The organism is Lactococcus sp. NH2-7C, assembly GCF_029953655.1.
Lineage (GTDB): Bacteria > Bacillota > Bacilli > Lactobacillales > Streptococcaceae > Lactococcus > Lactococcus lactis.
The window spans coordinates 849750-872186 of the sequence record NZ_CP124538.1; the positions used below are offsets into that span (position 1 = coordinate 849750).

At 36.9% G+C, this 22437-nt stretch carries 14 protein-coding genes; 4 read left to right on the top strand and 10 right to left on the bottom strand.

Annotation, left to right across the window (positions count from 1 at the left end):
* Positions 1-76 precede the first annotated feature (76 nt).
* The 4 genes from QJV49_RS04110 to QJV49_RS04125 form a co-directional block, all read right to left on the bottom strand.
* Entirely contained in the window at positions 77-985 is a 909-nt protein-coding gene (locus QJV49_RS04110; protein WP_225511899.1) for a diacylglycerol kinase family protein, read from the bottom strand.
* Between the two features lie 144 nt (positions 986-1129).
* Entirely contained in the window at positions 1130-4753 is a 3624-nt protein-coding gene (gene rpoC / locus QJV49_RS04115; protein WP_225511897.1) for a DNA-directed RNA polymerase subunit beta', read from the bottom strand.
* A 108-nt stretch (positions 4754-4861) separates the two neighbouring features.
* Positions 4862-8452, bottom strand: a complete 3591-nt coding sequence (gene rpoB / locus QJV49_RS04120; RefSeq protein ID WP_225511895.1) for a DNA-directed RNA polymerase subunit beta — start codon at positions 8450-8452, stop codon at positions 4862-4864.
* Between the two features lie 265 nt (positions 8453-8717).
* Positions 8718-9326: a transcriptional regulator gene (locus QJV49_RS04125; RefSeq protein WP_225511893.1), complete on the bottom strand. Its 609-nt coding sequence runs from the start codon at positions 9324-9326 to the stop codon at positions 8718-8720.
* A gap of 232 nt (positions 9327-9558) precedes the next feature.
* On the opposite strand from QJV49_RS04125, the gene QJV49_RS04130 reads away from it, so the two are divergent.
* Together QJV49_RS04130 and pepO are read left to right on the top strand one after the other, a co-directional pair.
* Positions 9559-10233 carry a helix-turn-helix transcriptional regulator gene (locus QJV49_RS04130; RefSeq protein ID WP_225511891.1) on the top strand — a complete coding sequence of 225 codons (675 nt, stop codon included), beginning with the start codon at positions 9559-9561 and terminating at the stop codon, positions 10231-10233.
* 111 nt (positions 10234-10344) lie between these two features.
* Positions 10345-12228 carry a M13-type metalloendopeptidase gene (pepO, locus tag QJV49_RS04135; RefSeq protein WP_225511889.1) on the top strand — a complete coding sequence of 628 codons (1884 nt, stop codon included), beginning with the start codon at positions 10345-10347 and terminating at the stop codon, positions 12226-12228.
* Positions 12229-12278: 50 nt separating this feature from the next.
* On the opposite strand, the gene QJV49_RS04140 is transcribed toward pepO, so the two are convergent.
* Positions 12279-12587, bottom strand: coding sequence for an MGMT family protein (locus tag QJV49_RS04140; protein ID WP_225511887.1), 309 nt, complete (start codon positions 12585-12587; stop codon positions 12279-12281).
* Positions 12588-12655: 68 nt separating this feature from the next.
* Positions 12656-14329, bottom strand: a complete 1674-nt coding sequence (locus QJV49_RS04145) for a polysaccharide biosynthesis protein (protein WP_058205208.1) — start codon at positions 14327-14329, stop codon at positions 12656-12658.
* A gap of 210 nt (positions 14330-14539) precedes the next feature.
* Between QJV49_RS04145 and QJV49_RS04150 the strand changes: the two genes are divergently transcribed.
* Entirely contained in the window at positions 14540-15991 is a 1452-nt protein-coding gene (locus QJV49_RS04150; RefSeq protein ID WP_225511885.1) for a UDP-N-acetylmuramoyl-L-alanyl-D-glutamate--2,6-diaminopimelate ligase, read from the top strand.
* A 78-nt stretch (positions 15992-16069) separates the two neighbouring features.
* Here the strand turns inward: QJV49_RS04150 and QJV49_RS04155 are convergent, their stop codons facing one another.
* Together QJV49_RS04155 and adhP are read right to left on the bottom strand one after the other, a co-directional pair.
* Complete coding sequence (locus tag QJV49_RS04155) at positions 16070-16330, bottom strand: hypothetical protein (protein WP_017864931.1); 261 nt, start codon at positions 16328-16330, stop codon at positions 16070-16072.
* A gap of 20 nt (positions 16331-16350) precedes the next feature.
* Positions 16351-17373 (bottom strand): alcohol dehydrogenase AdhP, encoded by a 1023-nt coding sequence (gene adhP, locus QJV49_RS04160; protein WP_225511883.1) that lies wholly within the window; start codon positions 17371-17373, stop codon positions 16351-16353.
* A gap of 195 nt (positions 17374-17568) precedes the next feature.
* Here adhP and recQ point away from each other — a divergent pair, with 195 nt between their 5' ends.
* A complete protein-coding gene (gene recQ, locus QJV49_RS04165) occupies positions 17569-19347 on the top strand; it encodes a DNA helicase RecQ (RefSeq protein ID WP_225511881.1) in 1779 nt (592 codons plus the stop codon).
* 27 nt (positions 19348-19374) lie between these two features.
* Here the strand turns inward: recQ and yjeM are convergent, their stop codons facing one another.
* Together yjeM and pepT are read right to left on the bottom strand one after the other, a co-directional pair.
* Positions 19375-20901, bottom strand: a complete 1527-nt coding sequence (gene yjeM, locus QJV49_RS04170; RefSeq protein WP_225511879.1) for a glutamate/gamma-aminobutyrate family transporter YjeM — start codon at positions 20899-20901, stop codon at positions 19375-19377.
* A gap of 279 nt (positions 20902-21180) precedes the next feature.
* On the bottom strand, positions 21181-22422 hold the full coding sequence (gene pepT / locus QJV49_RS04175) for a peptidase T (protein ID WP_225511878.1): 1242 nt from the start codon (positions 22420-22422) through the stop codon (positions 21181-21183).
* Positions 22423-22437: the final 15 nt, after the last annotated feature.

The window sequence follows — 22437 nt, forward strand, 5'->3', positions numbered from 1 at the left end:
TAAAAATACAACAATTAATGTATAATAATTAATTGAAAATAAATAAAAACTCCATAATTGGAGTTTTTTTATTCTGTCAGTAAATAATCATTCTTCTTTCAGTACTGATTGAAAGTCTGTCAGCAGCAACTAACTCATGAATTTCTCCATCAATTTGGACTGGTTGACTTTCTGCTAATTCTACAGAAAATCGAGGACTCACTCGATGTAAAAATAAGGGATGTTTTAAATGCATTCCACGAAGAACACTTGGAATTAATGAAAAAGTCCGTAATAAATGATGTTTATTATATTCAACAAGGTGAATATCTGCATTTTCATTGGTGGCCTCAGGAGAAATTTTTACTCCGCCCCCAAAGTATGGATGTTTGGTAAAAGTCATCAGAAAGGCATTTTCTAGTGAAATTCCTTGATTTTCTACTTCAATTAAAGCTGGAAATGGTTTTTTAGTTATCAAAACGTGCAAAGCAGTCAAAATATATGAAAAACTTCCTAATTTCAATTTGTTAAGCACTTGTTTAAGCTTTCCTTCATTGGCAGATTTCACGATAGTTGCATCTAAACCAATTCCAATGTTATTTAGAGCATAGCCACTCAATCCTTTAGATTGGTAATTCATGATAAAAATCTCATGATTAATTCCTCTACGAGCAGCTTCAAAAGATTCAATTGGATCAAGTTTTAACTTTAAACTTCTAGCGAAATCATTGCCAGAACCTGAAGGAATATAAGAAAAGGCCTCTTCTTCTGGAAGTTCATTAATGACAAGTGAAATGGTACCATCCCCACCAATAATAACTAAGTGGTCATCCGGATTTTTAAGGTTTAATATTTGTCTGACCAAAGTGCCTTCTTCTCCAGCAGCTTTAGTTTTAAAAAGTCGATATTCATAATTATTTTTTTCCAAATATGGAATCAAAGTCTCCAAAGTCCGAGCACCTTTACCTGCACCAGAATTGGGATTTGCAAGGAGATAATAAGTCATAGAATTATTTTACCAAAAATGACAGAGATTTTATGTTTTTAATGATTTTGTCAGTAAATTTAATAAAAAAAGTTACTGACAAAAATAAAAAAATTACTGACAGAAATTCTGTCAGTAATTTTTATTTATTTTCTAGATTTAAAATTAGTTTTCCACAGTTTCTGTTTCAACTTCTTCTACTTCTGGAGCATTTGTTAAATCAGCTAAAGGTTCAATGTTACGGTAACGGAACATACCTGTACCAGCAGGAATAATCTTACCGATAATAACATTTTCTTTCAAACCAAGCAAGTGATCTTCTTTACCACGAATTGCAGCATCAGTAAGGACACGAGTAGTTTCTTGGAATGATGCAGCTGACAAGAATGAATTTGTTTCAAGAGAGGCTTTAGTAATCCCCATCAAGACTGGGCGACCAGTTGCAGGCATTTCACCATTCAAGAGCGCAGTTTCATTCAAAGCTTCAAAGTCAGAAATATCCATCAAAGTACCTGGAAGAACATCAGTTGATCCGTTGTCCATAATACGAACTTTACGAAGCATTTGGCGAACCATTACCTCAATGTGTTTATCACCAATTTCAACCCCTTGTGAACGGTAAGTTTTTTGTACTTCACCAAGCAAGTAAGTTTCAACTGACAATGCATCACGGACTTGAAGCAAGTGTTTAGGTTCGATAGAACCTTGAATCAAAGGTGCACCACGGTGAATAAACTCACCTTCTTCAACCATCAAGACATCAGCCATACCTACAGTGTAGCTACGAGTATCTGTTTTACCTTTAACAGTAATTTCACGAGTACGTGTAGCAGGATCTTCAACGATTGATTCAACTGTACCAGTTACTTCAGTGATGATTGCTTCCCCTTTAGGGTTACGTGCTTCAAAGATTTCTTGAACACGAGGCAAACCTTGAGTGATATCTGAACTTGACGCAACACCACCCGTGTGGAATGTACGCATTGTCAACTGAGTACCAGGTTCACCGATTGATTGAGCGGCGATTGTACCAACAGCTTCACCAACTTCAACAGCATCACCTGTTGCCAAGTTGATACCATAACAATGTTTACATACACCATGTGGAGTTTTACATGTAAATACCGAACGGATAGTTACTTCTTTAACACCAGCATCAATAATTTTACGGGCAACATCTTCAGAAATCAAAGTATCGTCAGCAATAATCATTTCACCGGTTTCTGGATGAAGTACTGATTTACGAGTATAACGACCTACCAAACGTTCAAAGAGTGGTTCAACCATTTCTTTACCAGTAGCAATATCAGAAATTACAAGTCCACGGTCAGTTCCACAGTCGTCTTCACGAATGATAACATCTTGGGCAACGTCAACCAAACGACGAGTAAGATAACCAGAGTCAGCTGTCTTAAGGGCCGTATCGGTCATCCCTTTACGGGCACCGTGAGTTGAGAAGAACATTTCCAAGACAGAAAGACCTTCACGGAAGTTTGAGATGATAGGCAATTCCATGATTTTACCATTAGGAGCGGCCATCAAACCACGCATACCAGCAAGTTGAGAGAAGTTAGAGATATTACCACGGGCTCCAGAGTCCATCATCATAACGATTGGGTTTGTCAAATCTTGTTCATCAATCAATCGTTTTTCAAGAGCTTCTTTTGCATCACGCCAAACACCTGTAACAGCGTTATAACGTTCATCATCAGTAATCAAACCACGACGGAATTGTTTAGTAATTTGTTCCACACGTTTGTGTGCAGCATCGATGATTTTATGTTTATCTTCAACAACAGGAATATCGGCGATACCCACAGTCAAACCAGCCAAAGTAGATTGGTGGTAACCAAGATCTTTCAAACGGTCAAGGTACTCAGATGTAGCTGTCGTACGGTAACGTTTGAAGACTTCAGCGATGATATTTCCAAGATATCCTTTTTTGAATGGACGAACAGTATCAATCCCAGCCAAAACTTCTTTGATATCTTGACCAGCTTCCATAAAGAAGCGATCATCAGTTGAAGTTGTCAAGTTAACATCAGTTGGTTCGTTCAAGTAAGGCATTCCTTCAGGAATGATTGAGTTGAAAATAACTTTACCAACAGTAGTTACTAAGATTTTATCTTTTTGGTTTTCAGTCCAAGGTTTGTTGAGTGATTTTGTTGCGATACCGATACGAGTATGTAAATGTACATAACCATTACGCATTGCAATTTCAACTTCTTCAGGAGTTGCAAAAATCATTCCTTCGCCTTCACGACCTTTTTCTTCCATAGTAAGGTAGTAGTTACCAAGGACCATATCTTGAGATGGTGTAACGACTGGTTTACCATCTTTAGGGTTCAAGATATGTTCAGCAGCAAGCATCAAAAGACGTGCTTCAGCTTGTGCTTCTTCAGACAATGGCAAGTGAATGGCCATTTGGTCACCGTCAAAGTCGGCGTTGTAGGCTTCACAAGCAAGCGGGTGAAGACGGATGGCTTTACCATCAATTAAGACTGGTTCAAAAGCTTGAATACCTAAACGGTGAAGCGTAGGTGCGCGGTTAAGAAGAACAGGGTGTTCTTTAACAACTGTTTCAAGTACATCCCAAACATCAGAGTCTTGACGTTCAACTTTACGTTTAGCCGCACGAATATTAGCAGCCAATTCTTTCTTAACAAGTTGAGCCATTACGAATGGTTTGAACAACTCAATCGCCATTTCACGTGGAACACCACATTGGTACATTTTGAGTGTTGGACCTACAGCGATAACTGAACGTCCAGAATAGTCAACACGTTTACCAAGCAAGTTTTGACGGAAACGTCCTTGTTTCCCTTTCAACATGTGTGAAAGAGATTTCAATGGACGGTTACCAGCACCAGTGATTGGACGACCACGACGACCATTGTCAATCAAAGTATCAACAGCTTCTTGAAGCATCCGTTTTTCATTTTGAACGATAATATTTGGAGCATTAAGTTCCATCAAACGTTTCAAACGGTTATTACGGTTAATAACACGACGGTATAAGTCATTCAAGTCAGATGTGGCAAAACGTCCACCATCTAATTGAACCATTGGACGCAAATCTGGTGGAATAACTGGCAATACGTTTAAGACCATCCAAGATAAAGCATTTCCTGATTTTCTGAAAGCTGACAAAACGTCCAAACGACGAATAATTTTTACACGACGTTGTCCAGTAACTGTTTTAAGCTCTTCTTTGAGTTCAGAAACTTCTTTATCAATATCAACGTCATTCAACAAATCTTGAATCGCTTCAGCACCCATTTTTGCAACGAATGAACCAAAACCATTTTTCAAAAGTTGTTCACGATATTCACGTTCAGTCAAGAGTTGTTTCTTCTCAAGATCAGTTTCTTTAGGATCTATCACTACATAACTTGCAAAGTATATTACTTCCTCAAGTGCACGTGGACTCATATCAAGAGCAAGTCCCATACGTGATGGAATTCCTTTGAAGTACCAAATGTGTGAAATTGGAGCAGCAAGCTCAATATGACCCATACGTTCACGGCGTGATTTTGCAGTTGTTACTTGAACACCACAAAGTTCACAGACTTGATTTTTGTAGAAAACACCTTTAAGTTTTCCACAAGCACATTCCCAGTCTTTTTGAGGACCGAAAATACGTTCATCAAAGAGTCCTTCACGTTCAGGTTTTTGTGTACGATAGTTAATTGTTTCTGGTTTTTTAACTTCACCGAATGACCAGTAACGAATTTTTTGTGGAGATGCGATACCAATACGCATACTCTCAAATTTATTTACATCAACCAATTCTTTCTCCACTTCTAATAAATTTAACGCTAGACGATTATGAGATTAGAGATTTACTGACAGAAATTTTTGTCAGTAAATAAATCTCAAAATATTAATTACAAAATCTTATTTTTCAGTATCAGCGTTAATCAAAGCTTCTTCTTCAGCTTCTGCTTGTGCAACAATAGCTTCCTGTGCTTCAAGCATTTCAGGAGTAATTTCTGTATTATCTGGACGAGTCATTACTTCATCTTCATCCAGTTCACGTAAGTCAAGAACATTACGGTCAGCATCAAGGACTTTCATATCAAGACCAAGTGATTGCAATTCTTTAACCAATACGCGGAATGATTCAGGAAGACCTGGTTTAGGAATACGTTCACCTTTAACAATTGCTTCATAAGCGCGCGTACGTCCAATCACGTCATCTGATTTGTAAGTCAAGATTTCTTGAAGAACATTGGCAGCACCATAGGCTTCAAGCGCCCAAACTTCCATTTCCCCAAAACGTTGTCCACCGAACTGTGCTTTACCACCGAGCGGTTGTTGGGTAACGAGTGAGTAAGGACCAACTGAACGAGCATGGAGTTTGTCATCAACCATGTGGTGAAGTTTAATCATGTACATGACACCGACTGAAATTCGGTTATCAAATGGTTCACCAGTACGTCCGTCATAAAGGACTGTTTTCGCATCATCAGCCATTCCAGCTTCTTTAACAGTATCCCAGATATCTTCATCAGATGCTCCATCAAACACTGGAGTTGCAATGTGAATTCCAAGTGTACGAGCAGCCATACCTAAATGGAGCTCCATAACTTGTCCGATATTCATACGTGATGGTACCCCAAGTGGGTTCAACATGATATCAATAGGTGTTCCATCTGGTAAGTAAGGCATATCTTCCATTGGAACGATATTTGAAACGACCCCTTTATTACCATGACGTCCGGCCATTTTATCCCCAACGTGAATCTTACGTTTTTGAGCGATGAAGACACGAACAAGTTTATTCACACCTGATGGCAATTCATCGCCATTTTCGCGTGTAAACACACGAACGTCATGGACGATACCGCCACCTCCGTGAGGAACACGAAGTGATGTATCACGAACTTCACGAGCTTTTTCACCGAAGATTGCACGAAGCAAACGTTCTTCCGGTGTTGGATCAGTTTCACCTTTAGGAGTTACTTTACCAACAAGCAAGTCGCCATCTTTAACTTCAGCACCAATACGGATAATTCCTGATTCATCAAGGTTTTTGAGTGCTTCATCCCCAACGTTTGGAATTTCACGAGTAATTTCTTCAGGGCCAAGTTTTGTATCGCGTGTTTCTGATTCATATTCTTCGATGGCAATTGATGTATAAACGTCGTCTTTAATCAAACGTTCTGACATGATTACCGCATCCTCGAAGTTATAACCTTCCCAAGTCATATAAGCAACAAGTGGATTTTGACCAAGGGCCATTTCTCCATTTTCCATAGAAGGTCCATCAGCAATGATGTCCCCTTTCTCAACTTTTTCTCCAAGTCGAGCCAATGGGCGTTGGTTATAAGAAGTTCCTGAGTTTGAACGACGATATTTTGTAATATTGTAAATATCAAGTTCACCAGAAGTACGACGAACACGAATTTCATTACCATCAACATACTCAACAACACCAGCATGTTTTGCAAGAAGTGCAGCACCTGAGTCACGAGCAGTTTGATGTTCCATACCAGTACCAATCCAAGGTGCATGTGGGTCAATCAACGGAACTGCTTGACGTTGCATGTTGGCACCCATGAGGGCACGGTTGGAGTCATCGTTTTCCAAGAATGGAATACATGCAGCAGCAACGGCGATAACCTGTTTAGGTGAAACGTCCATATAGTCTGCTGTTGAAGCTTCAACTTCAATATTGTTACCAGTATGACGAGCCATAACTGTTTCGTTAGCAAAGTGGCTATCTTCAGTCAATGGTGAGTTTGCTTGGGCAACAGTATAGTTGTCTTCTTCATCGGCGGTTAAATATTCAACCTCGTCAGTAACCACACCGTTCACACGGTCAACACGACGGTATGGAGACATGATGAAACCATATTCGTTTACTTTGGCATATGATGACAAGTTGTTAATCAAACCGATGTTTGGTCCTTCAGGTGTTTCAATAGGACACATACGTCCATAGTGAGTATAGTGAACGTCACGTACTTCATATGAAGCACGGTCACGTGAGATACCACCAGGTCCTAAGGCAGAAAAACGACGTTTGTGTGAAAGCTCAGATAAAGGATTGTGTTGGTCCATAAATTGTGACAATTGTGATGAACCAAAGAATTCTTTAATTGAAGCTGTTACAGGACGAATGTTAATCAAACCTTGTGGTGTGATATTTTCATTTTCTGAAGATGACATACGCTCGCGAATAACACGTTCCATACGTGAAAGTCCGATACGTACTTGGTTTTGAAGCAATTCACCTACTGAACGGATACGACGGTTACCTAAGTGGTCAATATCGTCTACTTTACCAATTCCTTCAGCAAGACCGAGCCAGTAGCTGATATTTGAAATCACATCGGCTGGTGTCAAGACGCGGCATTCTGCATCAGGGTTACCATTTGAAAGCAATGTAACAACACGTTCTGGATCTTTTGGTGAGTAAACTTTGATACTTTGCAAAGTAATTGGTTCAGGAATTACAGCGTCGTCAGATGGTTCAACAACAAAGTTTCCAAGACCGTTATCAAGCAATGGTTCGATTAAATCAAGCACATCACGAGTAACAAGAGTATCTGTATTAACGAGAATTTCACCAGTTTCTGGGTCAACAATTGGTTCAGCCAAAGTCAAACCAAGCAAACGATTTTTAAGTGCTAATTTCTTGTTAAATTTGTAACGTCCAACAGGCGCGAAATCATAACGTTTTGGATCGAAGAAACGAGCAACAAGCAAGCCACGTGAGCTATCTGCTGTTTTAGGTTCTCCTGGACGCAAGCGGTCATAGATGTCTTTGAGCGCTTCTTCTACACGAGTGTCAGCTGGGTTTTTATGAACATCTTTTGCAATAGTGTCTGTTAAAAGTTGAGTTTCTCCCAACAATTCAAGGATTTCTTCATCTGAACCAAATCCAAGAGCACGAAGCATTGTTGTAAAAGTTAATTTACGTGTACGGTCAATACGAACATACCCAATGCCTTTAGCATCTGTATCTAACTCGAACCAAGCTCCACGGTTAGGAATTGTTGTATGTCCAAAACTTTCAAGACCGTTTTTATCAGCTTTAAGATGGAAGTATGAACCAGGACTACGTACCAATTGGCTAACGATCAAACGTTCTGAACCGTTATTGATAAATGTCCCCATTTCAGTCATGAGTGGGAAGTCACCAAAGAAGACTTCTTGTGTTTTTAATTCACCAGTTTCTTTATTTACAAGACGGAAGGTTACATAGATAGGTGCTGAATAGTTTGCGTCATGTGCGCGAGCTTCTTCAACAGTGTATTTTGGGGTTTTCATTTCATAACCAACAAATTCGAGTTCCATTGTACCCGCAAAGTTGTCGATTGGAAACATTTCTTTGAAGACATTTGCAAGACCTTCATCGAGGAAGTTTTTATAACTTAATGTTTGAACTTCGATGAGGTTTGGCAAACCGATTACTTCTTTAATACGTGAAAAACTGCGTCTTGTACGGTGTTTACCGTATTTTACGTCATGTCCTGCCAAGTGTTTTCTCCTCTATTTTTTAGATTTGATTAAAAAAGTCTGTGTTTTTGATGAATTTTTGATTAAAAAAACCGAAAAGTCTGTAGTTTGTCTTTTTTATAACTTTTCTGGTTTATTCAATATAAAAGACGCCAAAAAAGCAACGAAAACAGTAGTGTTTCGTTGCTTACAAAGCCTATGGGGACAATATATCCCACAGATTTTGCTGACAAACCATTATTTCTATTATACTATTTTATATGAAAATTTTCAAGCTTTTTCTAGTTTAACGGTCTATTTTTTCAATGATGCTTTTAAATGCTTCTAATTCTGAACGAGATAATGATTGAACTAAAGAAACAAAGGTTTCATTTCGTCTTTTCCCTTCCAATTCTGCCAACATAATATAAGACATTTGATTCCCTATAAATGTTGATAAAAAATCTACCAATATTCTCTTTTCTTCTTCCAGAGGAGAATCTGTCAGTAGAAAAAGAGTTCCCAATCTCAAATGATTTCCTTCTATAGGTAAGAAAGTAAGAAATTTATTTGGAAATTTGTTCGAAATTTCTTTCACTGGTTTTAAAATTGATTGGGCCATTGGCAGGCTTGCGCTCATTTCGTAGTGATTTAATAGTTGGCTAGAGATATCTTTTGATATTTTTTGATAAATGAAAAAATTTTGGAGGTTTATATCATCCTGATAAGAACTATCAGAATCAGTAAAACCATAACCTAAACAATTTCGTTTGGTATCTATGATAAAAAGGCTAGAATCTAAAACTTTGGCACTTTTCTCTACCACCTCTTGATAAGCTAGTGGTTTTCCAAGATCAATAAATGATCTTTTCAAAATAATATTTATGTCTTGGATTTTGTCATAAATTTCTTTCAATTTTTCCCTTTCTCTTCTTAAAAAGCATATTAGTATTCCTATGATTACTTTTATAATACCATATAACGCTATAGATGTCAATTTTGCTAAAGAATTTTCAACAATTAAGTTTTTAACTTAAATATTGCTATTTTTTTAAGTTTTAGGTGTTTTATATCTAATAACTATATGCTATAATGTATTTGTTACAAATATTAAAAATATTTATTCAATACATGTTGAGGTGATTTTAATGTTCTATGACCGTCTAAAAACTTTAGTTATTGATTCTCAGAAATCTTTCAACCAGGTCGAAAGAGAGTTGAGATATCCCAGAAATGCCCTTGCTAATTATCGCTTGGGAAAAGAACCTTCTGCCAAAAGATTGACAGAAATTGCTGATTATTTTAATGTCACAACTGAATACCTTCTTGGTAAAGATGACAAGTACAGTTATAATAAGGCAAAGCTTTTGTTTGAATATCTTACATTAGATAATAAACAAAACTTGCTAAATTATATTCAAAATCGAATTGATGAGCTTGAACTTCTTGAAAGAGAGCCCATTTCTTTGAGTACTGAACAATTTGTATTTTGTGGTGACAATACTTGGGCGCTACAAGAAAGCCGCAAAACAATCAAACTGCTCACAAAGCAACTTCCTGATGATTACGATGCAGTTTTTGAACTCGTTGGGGGTCCTTTAGATGCGGAAGCTCCTGGTAATGGAGATTTACTTTTTGTAAAATTTACTGACGCAAATTTTGCAGAGCTAGTTCATAATTTCTTGTTGCAACATGACCATTTTGCCAAGCTTTCAGTAAAAGATGAAAAGCTTACTTGTCTAAGTCGTGATGGTGGAAGCCTTGCCGAAGTTCCTGAACTTTTTGGCAAAATTGCTAAAATTTATCGTTTCAGAACTATTTAATTATGAGTTTACATTAATTTTCAAATGTTGTTAAAAAGTGCTGATGGAATTCGTCAGCGCTTTTTTATAAGTGTGATATAATATAAAAAATATCCATAATAGGAGGTCGATATGACAAGGATTCAAGATGATTTATTCGCTACTGTTAATGCTGAATGGTTAGAAAGTGCAGAAATTCCTGCTGACAAACCAAGAATTTCAGCTTTTGATGAATTAGTACTAAAAAATGAGAAAAATTTGGCTAAAGATTTAGCTGATTTATCACAAAACCTACCTACTGATAATCCAGAATTGCTCGAAGCAATCAAATTTTATAATAAAGCAGGAGATTGGCAAGTGAGAGAAAAAGCGGATTTTTCTGCCGTAAAAAATGAACTTGCTAAAGTTGAAACTTTAAATACTTTTGAAGATTTTAAAAATAATTTGACTCAACTCGTTTTCCATTCACAGGCTCCTCTTCCATTTTCTTTTAGTGTTGAACCTGATATGAAAGATGCTATTCACTATTCTCTTGGATTCTCTGGCCCAGGCTTGATTTTACCTGATACCACTTATTATAATGATGAACACCCTAGAAAAAAAGAATTACTTGATTTTTGGGCTAAAAATACAAGCGAAATTTTAAAGACATTTGATGTTGAAAATGCAGAAGAGATTGCAAAGTCTGCCCTTAAATTCGATGCTCTTTTAGTTCCGTCAGCAAATACTTCTGAAGAGTGGGCAAAATATGCTGAACTTTATCATCCAATTTCTACTGACAGCTTTGTCAGTAAAGTTAAAAACCTAGATTTAAAATCTTTAATTAAAGATTTAGTAAAAACTGAGCCTGATAAAGTCATTGTTTATGAAGATCGTTTTTATGAATCATTTGATTCACTTATCAATGAAGAAAATTGGTCGCTCATTAAAGCTTGGATGCTGACAAAAATTGCACGTGGCGCTACTTCTTTCTTCAATGAAGACCTTAGAATTCTTGGTGGAGCTTACGGACGTTTCCTTTCAAACGTTCAGGAAGCAAGAAGTCAAGAAAAACATCAACTTGATTTGACTGAGTCTTATTTTAGCCAAGTAATTGGTTTATTCTATGGTAAAAAATATTTTGGTGAAGCTGCTAAGGCCGATGTCAAACGGATGGTCACTGCAATGATTAAGGTTTACCAAGCGCGTTTGTCTAAAAATGAGTGGCTCAGTCAAGAAACAGCTGAAAAAGCCATTGAAAAATTGGATGCTATCACTCCTTTTATTGGTTTCCCAGATAAATTGCCTGAAATTTATAGTCGTTTAAAAACAACTTCTGGCTCTCTCTATGAAGATGCCCTTAAATTCGATGAAATTTTGACTGCTCGAACTTTTGAAAAATTCTCAGAAGATGTTGATAAAACAAGCTGGCATATGCCTGCTCATATGGTCAATGCTTATTATAGTCCTGATAGTAATACAATTGTTTTTCCGGCCGCAATTTTGCAAGCTCCTTTTTACTCTCTCGAACAATCTTCCTCACAAAATTACGGTGGAATCGGCGCTGTCATTGCTCATGAAATTTCACATGCTTTCGATAACAACGGTGCCCAATTCGATAAAGAAGGAAATTTAAACAAATGGTGGCTGGATAAAGATTATGAGGCTTTTGAAGAAAAGCAAAAAGAAATGATTGCACTCTTTGACGGTGTGGAAACCGAAGCTGGTCCAGCAAATGGAAAACTCATTGTGTCAGAAAATATTGCTGACCAAGGAGGAATTACGGCAGCACTGACAGCAGCTAAAGATGAGAAAGACGTTGATTTGAAAGCTTTCTTTAGTCAGTGGGCTAAGATTTGGCGCATGAAAGCAAGTAAAGAATTCCAACAAATGCTTTTGTCAATGGATGTTCATGCACCCGCTAAACTTCGTGCCAATATTCCCCCAACAAATCTCGAAGAATTTTACGAAACTTTTGATGTTAAAGAAACAGATAAGATGTATCGCGCACCAGAAAATCGTCTTAAAATTTGGTAATAGATAATTGGATATAAAAAGTACTTCTAAAATATAGAAGTACTTTTTATTTATTGGAGCAATTCATCTTCAATAATTATTTTCCCTTGAGCTGTAAAAGAAATTCCCTCTTTTTTTAGAAGTTCCATTTGCTCACTTTTAGCAGGCTCTGGCAATCCAATTGTTCTGTCGGAACGAACTACACGCCACCATGGCAGTTCATATTTTTTGGACATCGAATGCAAAATTCTAGAAACCTGCCGCGCACCATTTGGCAATCCAGCTAAAGCTCCCACATCTCGATAACTCATGACCTGCCCTTCTTTTAAATTTAGAATAACTTCTAAAATCTTTTTTGTATTTTCGGTAATTTCTGCCATTTATTATCCTTTTTAGCTCTTATAAATAAGTCTGTCAGTAACTTTTTTACTGACAGACTTATTTTTTATTAGATATGCAATTTTCGACGAAGTGACAAGCCTCTTGGTCCAAACCATTTTTCTAGAAGTCCAAGTTTAGCAGCAAACCAGAGATAAGTATAAAAACCTGCACCACCGGCAATGGCAGCAATAAATACTGAAGCAATTCGACCTGGGCTCTTACCGAAAATAAAACCTAAAATGATTTCAACGATAATTACCACGATAGCCATAAATCCTGTCAGTAAAGTTGCTCCTTGAATTCCGCGAACAGTATTCTTAATTGAAAAATGAGTTAACTCATGTAGTTTTCTAATGAATAAGAAAACACCAACTAAGAATGAAACAGTCGTTGCAAGTAAAGGTCCATAAGTATGGAAAATAAGAATCATTGGAACTTGCAAAACTAATTTAATGACAAGAGTCAGGATGAAAATTCGCATTGCCAAACGTTTATGGTCCATTACTGTCAGTGGAGGATAGACAATCATATAAAGTCCTAACAAGAAAGTTTGTAAAATAGCAAAGACAAACAAACTACTTTGTAATCCAGAAGGAATTTGGTAGAAAATTGTATAAATAGGTTTTGTCAATAGTGACATTCCAATCACCGCCGGAAGCATAAAACCAACGTATAATTGGAAATTATAACCCACTAATGTTGCAAGTTCACGCCGATTCCCTTGAACATAATGCTCTGTAATCAAAGGGTCTGAAACAGAACCAAGCGTCAAAGCGACACCCAACAAAACCATAGTTAATTTATCAGTATTTGCTGAGAAATAACTCATCAGAACAAGCAATTCATTATGACTATAGTTTGTTACCCAAGGCATCATATTCATAAAGGTTGAGTTATCAATAATTTTAAAAATTTGAATAGCTGAACCAATGACAATAAATGGAATGGCTGTGTGTAATGTTGATCTAAAAATTTCTAAAGCATTAATTTTAGATTTTACAGGACCAGGATTGATTAATTTATTAAGATTTCCTGATTTCTGTAAGTAATAGAATAATACAGCGTAGGAACCTAACATCCCAATAAAGGCAGCCAAGGTAGATTGTGTCACGGCATTTTGCCAATTGTGCGAACCTAGCTTCATGATAGCAAAGGTTGCCGCTAGCATCCAAATGACCCGAACAATTTGTTCCAAAAGCTGACTCATAGCATAAGCTTTAACCTGATTCAGACCTTGGAAATATCCTCGAATAACTGACATTGATGGGAAAATCAAGACAGCCAATGCTAAACTTTTCATGACTGGAATTAAATCTGCGCTATCCTTACCGCCAACAAGGGCTGAGAGTGGTCCTGCAAGAAAGAACATGAGCCCTGACGCAACAATTCCAAGAACCAGCATCACTCCGAGCATTTGCCGAACGAGCCGGTAAGCCATGTTAGGGTCATCTAATGTATTATAGCGAGCCACTTCACGCGCAATTGCCGCCGGAATCCCCACTGTTGAAATCAATAGGAAAAGAGCATAGATATTATAACCCATACTAAAGAGGGAGTTAGCCTCATTACCAAAACGCCCCATCCAAGCATACCAAGGAATAATATAAATTACCCCTAGTATTTTCCCAATCATATCCGCACCAGTCCGCCAAGCAGCGCCAGAGAGCATCTGATCTTTTGATTTTGCAGCCGTTTTTGGTGACTGCTGACCTGTATTCATTATTTTTTCTGAATCTTCCATTGTTCCATTTTACCCTAAGTTCTGTATTTTGACAATAAAAGAATGGTTTTAGATCATTAATTCACGATGTCATCTATTACCATCTATAAACAAATGGGACATGCACCAGCTCTTGGCTTGTGCTATAATATAGGGTAATGGGATTTTTTCCCTTAGTTTCCTTGTTTTAGAAAGGTATCGCGAATTTAGCGATAAATAGGCATTCCTCACATGATTAGGCTTGAACAAGTTATAGAAATACTAAAAAAAGATAATAATTTTCGTGAGATTTCTTCTGCTGGCGAATATTATTTCAACTGGCCAAAGGAAGTAAACTTTGACCAACTCTCTTATGATTCACGAAAATCGACAGAAAATACCCTTTTCTTTGCCAAGGGTTTGAATTTTAAAAAAGAATATTTAACAAACTTAGAAGCTGCTTTTTATGTTTCAGAATTTGATTACGAAGTAGCTCTTCCAGCAATTATTGTCTCTGATGTTAAACGTGCAATGGCTCTAATCGCTGCAAGCTTTTATGATTTTCCACAAAATAAACTCAAAACCTTAGCTTTGACTGGTACAAAAGGAAAAACCACTTCTGCTTATTTTGCTAAAGCAATCCTTGACAAAATGAACGGTGGCAAAACTGCACTTTTATCTACTGCCCAAACAACTTTGGATGGAAAAAATTATTTTAAATCAGAATTGACAACTCCTGAAAGTCTTGATTTACTAGAAATGATGGCAAAAGCGGCTACAAATGGAATGACACATTTGGTCATGGAAGTTTCAAGCCAAGCTTACAAAACAGAACGAGTTTACGGTTTAACATTTGATGTTGGGGTTTTCTTAAACATTTCTCCTGACCACATTGGCCCAGTTGAACATCCAACGCTAGAAGATTATTTTTACTGCAAACGTCAACTTCTCAAAAATTCACGTTATTTTGTTGCTAATTCCGAAATGAATCACTTTGCCATTATTAAAGAGGAACTTAAGGAACGTAAAATTCCACATGCTTTCTATGGTGCTGATTCTGAAAATAAAATTATTGAATCAAAAGGACTTCATTTTGTTACTGACGGTTCTGTCAGTGGAGCATTTGACATTCGCTTATTAGGACGCTTCAATCAAGAAAATGCCCTAGCTACAGCATTAGCAACTAAAGCTTTAGGAGCTTCATTAGAAAATATCCATGATGGTTTAGCTCTTGCTGTTGTTCCAGGACGTATGGAACTTCTTACTGCTCAAAATGGCGCTCACATCTATATTGACTATGCTCACAACGGTCTGTCATTAGAAAATCTTGTTGAAGTTGTTGAAGAACACCATGCTGGTCAGCTTGTTCTAGTCCTTGGTTCAACCGGAAATAAAGGCGAAAGTCGCCGGAAAGATTTCGGACAAGTGATTGAAAAACATCCGCGACTTGATGTCATTTTAACTACTGATGATTCAAATCGAGAAGACCCTAAAATAATTGCTGACGAGATTGCTTCTTTTGTCAGTCGCACACTTGATTTTGAACTTGACCGTGAATTGGCAATAAAAAAAGCTGTCAGTAAAACAAAAAGTACTGACGATGCTGTGATTATCGCCGGAAAAGGTACTGATATGTTCCAATTAAAAGACGGAAAACGCCAACCTTATATTGGAGATACAGCTGCTGCTCAAAAATATCTCTAATTTACTGACAAAAATTCTGTCAGTAAATTAATCATAAAAAAACGACTCAAATAGAGTCGTTTTTTCTTTTTCTTCTGACTAGGCAAAAGAATTAACAACAGCAAGAATTCTTTGTAATTCCGCATGAGTTTCATAACTTACAGTATCTGAATAAAGTAATGCTGAAAGATTCCGTGAAGAATAGCCAGCTTTTTCACTTACCTCATCAATATGCAAATTTTTTTCTTTCATTTTGTACAAAATAGCTTCTTTAAAATTGTTTGTAATTTCTTCTTGTTGAAATTGCGAAAGATTGTTAAATTCATCACTTGAATAATTGACCAAATTTTTTGAATTCATCTGCATCGCCTCTTTTATATTTATTTAGTAAAATCAATGACCATTCGGCCTTCAATTTTTCCTGCCTTCATTTCATCAATAATATCATTGATTTCTTCCAGTTTGCGTGTCGCAACAATTGGTTTTACCTTACCTTCTGCTCCAAATTGAAACGCTTCTGCCAAGTCAAGTCTTGTTCCGACAAGTGAACCTGCAACCTCCACCCCATCAAAAACAACTGTTGGAACTGATAAAGTCATCTCAGTATTAGGAAGTGCCACAGCAACCATTTTGCCCATTGGTTTCAAAGAAGCAACCGCTTGTTCAAAAGCAATCCTTGCAACAGCACAAACTATTGCACTTTGTGCTCCTAAGCCACCAGTTATTTTTTTAATTTCATCAACTGGATTTACATCACCAGAATTGATAATCACATCAGCCCCAATTTTTTTAGCTAAATTTAATTTATCTTGATTAATATCAACAGCAATTACTTTTGCTCCAAAAACATTTTTAGCATATTGAATCGCTAAATTTCCAAGTCCTCCAGCCCCAAAAATTACTTGCCAATCACCAGGTTTTACCCCTGATACTTTGATTGCTTTGTAAGTTGTTACTCCAGCACAAGTAATTGAGCTAGCTTCAATCGGATCAAGTCCGTTAGGAACTTTGACAGCATAATCGGCAACAACAATCGCTTCTTCAGCCATCCCGCCATCAACAGAATATCCTGCATTCTTAACTTCTCGGCAAAAAGTTTCATTACCAGATACACAGTATTCACAGTGACCGCATCCCTCAAAGAACCAAGCTACTGAAACCCGGTCACCAACTTGAAGTGAGCTTACATCAGCTCCAATTTCTTTGACAATTCCAATTCCTTCATGACCAAGAACAGTCCCTGCTTTGTTGCCATAATCCCCCGCTGCCACATGCAAATCGGTATGACAAACCCCACAATACTCCATTTCGAGCAAGGCCTCATTGCTTCTAATCGGCCGAAGTTCTTTTTCAACAACATCTGCATAACCATCTGGATTGTGTCTTACTACTGCTGCTTTCATAAGAAAGTCTCCTCTATATATAAAATTTTGTAAACGCATTCTTTTGTTTTATTATATCACTTTTCACCTCATTTTGTATCATTTGAAGTAACAAAAACATCTTGGTTCTTTTAATGTAATCTTTGAACCATTCATTATCAATTTTTATGAGTCATTTGTGATTTTTCTTCTTCTTTTACGTATAATATAGTAAGAATGAATTTAGAAGCAAAATTAAAAGAAATTTTTGGGTATGACAATTTCCGAAATGGTCAGAAACAAATTATCGAACAAGTCCTAGAGGGACAAGCCACTCTTGGTATTTTACCTACAGGAGCTGGAAAATCAATCTGCTATCAATTACCAGCTCTTATTCAACCAGGGCTTACTCTCGTAATCTCCCCACTTATCAGCTTGATGAAAGATCAGGTAGACCAGCTGAATATTGCCGGAATCCCAGCAACATTTATTAACTCTACCTTGAAGGATTCCGAATCTTATCAAAGAATGCGACAGGTGGAAAATGGTGAAATCAAGCTTCTATTTGTGGCACCAGAGCGTTTTTCATTAGACTATTTCAATGCCTTTTTACAAAAACTTCCAATTGATTTAGTTGCCATAGACGAGGCACACTGCATTTCACAATGGGGACATGATTTTAGACCCAGTTATGTCGATTTTGCCTCTCATCTCCAATATTTACCAACAAATCCTACCGTATTAGCCCTTACCGCCACTGCGACACCAAAAGTTGCAGATGATATTCAAAAACTTCTTTCAATTTCCCCCAGTCATACTATTAAAACTGGTTTTCTTAGAGAAAATTTACGTTTTGAAGTAGTCAAAGGGACGGATAAGAGAACTTTTCTTAAAAATTATCTTAAAAACCAAGAGAGTGAGGCTGCTGGAATTATCTATGCCAGCACTCGTAAAGAAGTTGAAGAAATTTGTGAATGGCTCAACCATAATCATTTAAAAGCCGTTCGTTACCATGCTGGCCTGAGCGAACACGAACGTCAAATGAATCAAGAACTTTTTCTCTTTGACGAAGTGCCAATAATGGTTGCCACTAATGCTTTTGGCATGGGAATCAATAAACCAAATGTTCGATTTGTGATTCATTATGCCCTTCCCGCAACAATTGAAAGTTATTATCAAGAAGCAGGGCGAGCAGGACGAGACGGCCTTGAATCTGATGCTATACTTCTTTTTTCACCAAATGATTTACGAATTCGTAATTTTTTGATTGAGCAAAGTGAAGGCGATGAAGCGCACAAGGAACATGAATACGAAAAGCTTCGGCAAATGCAAGCATATACAAGTGCCGAAACCTGTTTGCAACGCTATATCTTGCAATATTTTGGTGATGAAGGTGAAGATTGTAAAAAGTGTAGTAATTGTCTTGATGAAAGAGAACTTCTCGATATCACAATTGATGCTCAAAAAGTTCTATCTTGCATCGTCCGAATGGGCGAACGTTTTGGTAAGACAGCCGTAGCACAAGTTTTGATCGGTTCTAAAAATAAAAACATTGCCAAATGGAATTTTGAATCTCTATCAACTTTTGGAATCATGAAAAACTATTCGCAAAAGACCGTAGGTGAATTAATCGATTTTCTATCTGCTGAAGGTTATTTAAACATCACATCAGGTAAATTCCCTCTCCTGCTTCTTTCAGCCCAAGGATTAAAGGTCCTCAAAGGACAAATCAATGTTTATCGCAAAGCTAGCTTGATTATTGAATCGAAAACAAGACCTTCTCATCATTTTGATGAAGAATGTTTTGCAAGTATTCGTGCACTCCGACTTGAATTAGCCAAGGAAGAAGGCGTTCCTCCTTTCATGATTTTTTCTGATAGTGCGCTTAAAGAAATGGCTCAAGTTCTGCCAGATAATCCAAGTCAATTTTTACAAATTTCTGGTGTTGGTCCAGTTAAACTAGAAAAATATGGAGCACTTTTTATTGATAAAATATCTGAATATAAAAAAAGCTGAGTTTACTCAGCTTTTTTAATAACGTTATCACAAGTTATTTTTCTTTCTATAGTTGTGCATCATGAAGTAGGCAATTACACCAAAGATAAGTGGACCACCAATCATTGAAATAAATGATGTCAACATTTCAGATAATGCTTTCCCAGTTTGGTCAACAGCTGGTAATTGAACGTAATTCACAATTGGTTGAATAATGGTAAAGAAGTTAGCCCCACCAACAACAACCAAAACCAAAATTGTCAAGAAGTTCACAACAAAGTTTGATTTAAAGAATTCAATTGGTTTAGCAATATTTTTATTCTTCTTGAAGTACCAGAAAGCAATAACGATGAAAAGATAAGGCAACGTCATAGAAACATTAGCCATATAAGTCAAAATGAGGAAGAATTGACTTGCTCCACCTTGTGAAGTCAAGAAATTCAAAACAATAATTAAGGTAACAATCGCAAATTGAATCCACATTGCAAATTTTGGCATTCCTTCTTCATCAAGTCTTCCTAATTTACCAGGCCAAAGTTTTTCTGGTGTACCAGTAATCAACTGTTTGATTGGACTATAAGTCAAGGTAAAGAAAGCGCCCATGTAAGCAAGAAGCATAGAAAGACCAATATAGCGGGCGAAAATACCACCAAGAATATCTGCTCCAGAAGTAGAAAGTCCAAGTGCATGACCAACCGCTTCACCAAGGTTTTGCAAAAGCATGTAAGGAACAGTCCCCAGGTTCATTGATCCATCTTTAATGGCTGGAATCCATTGTGAATAATCAACAAAGAAACCAACACTAAGAATAGCGATAGCATAACCAACAGCAATAATAAGTGCTGATGTGATAATTCCACGTGGGAAATTTTTCTCAGGTTCATGAGTTTGGTCAACTAAACCAGCAATTGATTCAACCCCACCATAGGCAAAAATGGCAAAAACAAGAAAGGCAATAAAGGCAACAATACTACCATCAAAAGTTGGGTTAGGAGATGAAGTAAAAGCAGCAAGGTTAATTGGTGTTGCTGGATGACCATTAACAATAAGTACAAGAACGGCACCAAGAATTAAAATAACATTAAGTGAAAGAACGGCAATTCCCGCAATAGAGGTGAATTTTTTAATTGTTTCTACACCTTTTGAGACCATAAAGGTAATCAATGCCATCCAAACTACAGCTGCAATGGAAATCCAAAGTAATGAAGGAGTGTGAGTGGAGTTACCAAAAATCAAATTGACCATTGGAATCAAAATTTTGTTAGCAACACTTACCATCCAGATGACATAAGAAGCATACCACATGAATGTTCCGACGAAGGCGAAGGTAGGATTAACCGCCTCACTCATCCATGAATAAATTCCTCCTTTTTCATCTTTAAATGCTGAACCCATTTCCGTTACCATAAAGGCAAAAGGGAGGAAAAAGAGCAGAGCTCCAATAATATACCAAGGAATGGCGCCGTAGCCCATTTGATAGAAAGCGACAGGGATATTCCCAAAACCGAAGACAGTCGTAAATATCATCAACGAGAGTCCTACGAGTGAGAGTTTACCTTTTGTGTTTTGTGACATAATCTTTCCTTTTACATTAATTGACTTATAATCAGTCAATTTTTATTTTTAAAGCGTTGAATAATAACTCATTTTACTAACAAAGTTGTTAGTAAAATATTTAGAAACAGAATAATATTTTATACAGTAACAGAAAGTTATCGAAAAGTAGCAATTAGTCTGAAAATTACATGATAAGCGCAAAGCAAGCCGCTCATGAAGATTTTTAATCAAAAACCTTCTTGGGCGACTTGTTCTTTTATTATTGAGCTTAAAAACTAATTACTCTCTCTTTTTCTTTTATTTTGCTACTTCATTGTTCAAACGAATGATTTCAAGCAAAGTATCTACTGCTTTTTCCATTGTTTGTACAGAAACAAATTCAAAACGTCCGTGCATGTTTTCACCACCTGCAAAAAGGTTTGGTGTTGGAAGTCCCATAAATGAAATTTTAGAGCCATCAGTTCCACCACGGATTGGTTCAATAATTGGGACAATATCAAGATTTTCCATTGCTTTTTTAGCAATATCAATAATTGACATATCTTTTTCAATAATTTGAGCCATGTTGTAGTATTGGTCTTTAATAACTGGTTTCACACGGTTTTGACCAAGATCAGCATTCATTTTATCTGCAATCTCTTGCATCAAGGCTTTACGTTCGTTGAATTTACCTTCTTCATGGTCACGAATGATATATTGAGCTCGTGCTTCTTCTGGTGTACCATCAAGTTTCAAAAGATGGAAGAAACCTTCACGACCTTCGGTTTTTTCAGGACGGTCAAATTCTGGAAGTGCATTGTGGTAGTCAATTGCTAATTGTAATGCATTAACCATTGTATTTTTTGCTGTACCTGGGTGAACATTTTTTCCTTGGAACTCAATCACTGCACCAGCTGCTGAGAAAGTTTCATATTGAAGTTCTCCAAGTGGTCCTCCATCTACAGTGTAAGCAAAGTCAACATCAAAGTCAGCTACGTCGAATTTATCAGCACCTACACCAATTTCTTCATCAGGACCAAATCCAACACGAATTTCACCATGTTCAAAATCAGGATTAATATTCAAAAGATAGTCAGCCAAAGTCATGATTTCAGCTACACCTGATTTATCATCTGAACCAAGCAAAGTTGTTCCATCAGTATGAACCAAAGTTTGCCCTTTGTAGTTTTTAAGATTTGGAAAATCTTTTGGATCAAGTGTAAACTCAGTATCACCAAGTTTAATCACAGATTCACCATCATAATTTTCCAAAATTTGTGGGTTAACACCCTCTGCGTTGAAATCAGCGGTATCCAAGTGAGCTAAAAGTCCAATTTTGCGCACTTTTTTATCTGTATTCGCAGGAATTGTACCGATAACATAACCATTTGATTCAAGATAATGAACATCTTTGAGACCAAGTGCTTTCATATCTTCACCCATTTTGTGGGCAAATTCTACGAGCGCTTGAGTTGAAGGTGTTGTTGTGCTGTTTTCATCTGAACGTGTGTTTACTTTAACATATTCAAGAAAACGGGGTAACAGTTTTTCGTACTTCATTGGTTCTCCTTAAAT

Coding starts and splice junctions, on each gene's coding strand:
- QJV49_RS04130 (WP_225511891.1), top strand. CDS start 9,559: ATGTTCTATGACCGTCTAAAAACTTTAGTTATTGATTCTCAGAAATCT.
- QJV49_RS04145 (WP_058205208.1), bottom strand. CDS start 14,329: ATGGAAGATTCAGAAAAAATAATGAATACAGGTCAGCAGTCACCAAAA.
- pepO (WP_225511889.1), top strand. CDS start 10,345: ATGACAAGGATTCAAGATGATTTATTCGCTACTGTTAATGCTGAATGG.
- QJV49_RS04110 (WP_225511899.1), bottom strand. CDS start 985: ATGACTTATTATCTCCTTGCAAATCCCAATTCTGGTGCAGGTAAAGGT.
- QJV49_RS04155 (WP_017864931.1), bottom strand. CDS start 16,330: ATGAATTCAAAAAATTTGGTCAATTATTCAAGTGATGAATTTAACAAT.
- adhP (WP_225511883.1), bottom strand. CDS start 17,373: ATGAAAGCAGCAGTAGTAAGACACAATCCAGATGGTTATGCAGATGTT.
- QJV49_RS04150 (WP_225511885.1), top strand. CDS start 14,540: ATGATTAGGCTTGAACAAGTTATAGAAATACTAAAAAAAGATAATAAT.
- recQ (WP_225511881.1), top strand. CDS start 17,569: ATGAATTTAGAAGCAAAATTAAAAGAAATTTTTGGGTATGACAATTTC.
- yjeM (WP_225511879.1), bottom strand. CDS start 20,901: ATGTCACAAAACACAAAAGGTAAACTCTCACTCGTAGGACTCTCGTTG.
- pepT (WP_225511878.1), bottom strand. CDS start 22,422: ATGAAGTACGAAAAACTGTTACCCCGTTTTCTTGAATATGTTAAAGTA.
- QJV49_RS04140 (WP_225511887.1), bottom strand. CDS start 12,587: ATGGCAGAAATTACCGAAAATACAAAAAAGATTTTAGAAGTTATTCTA.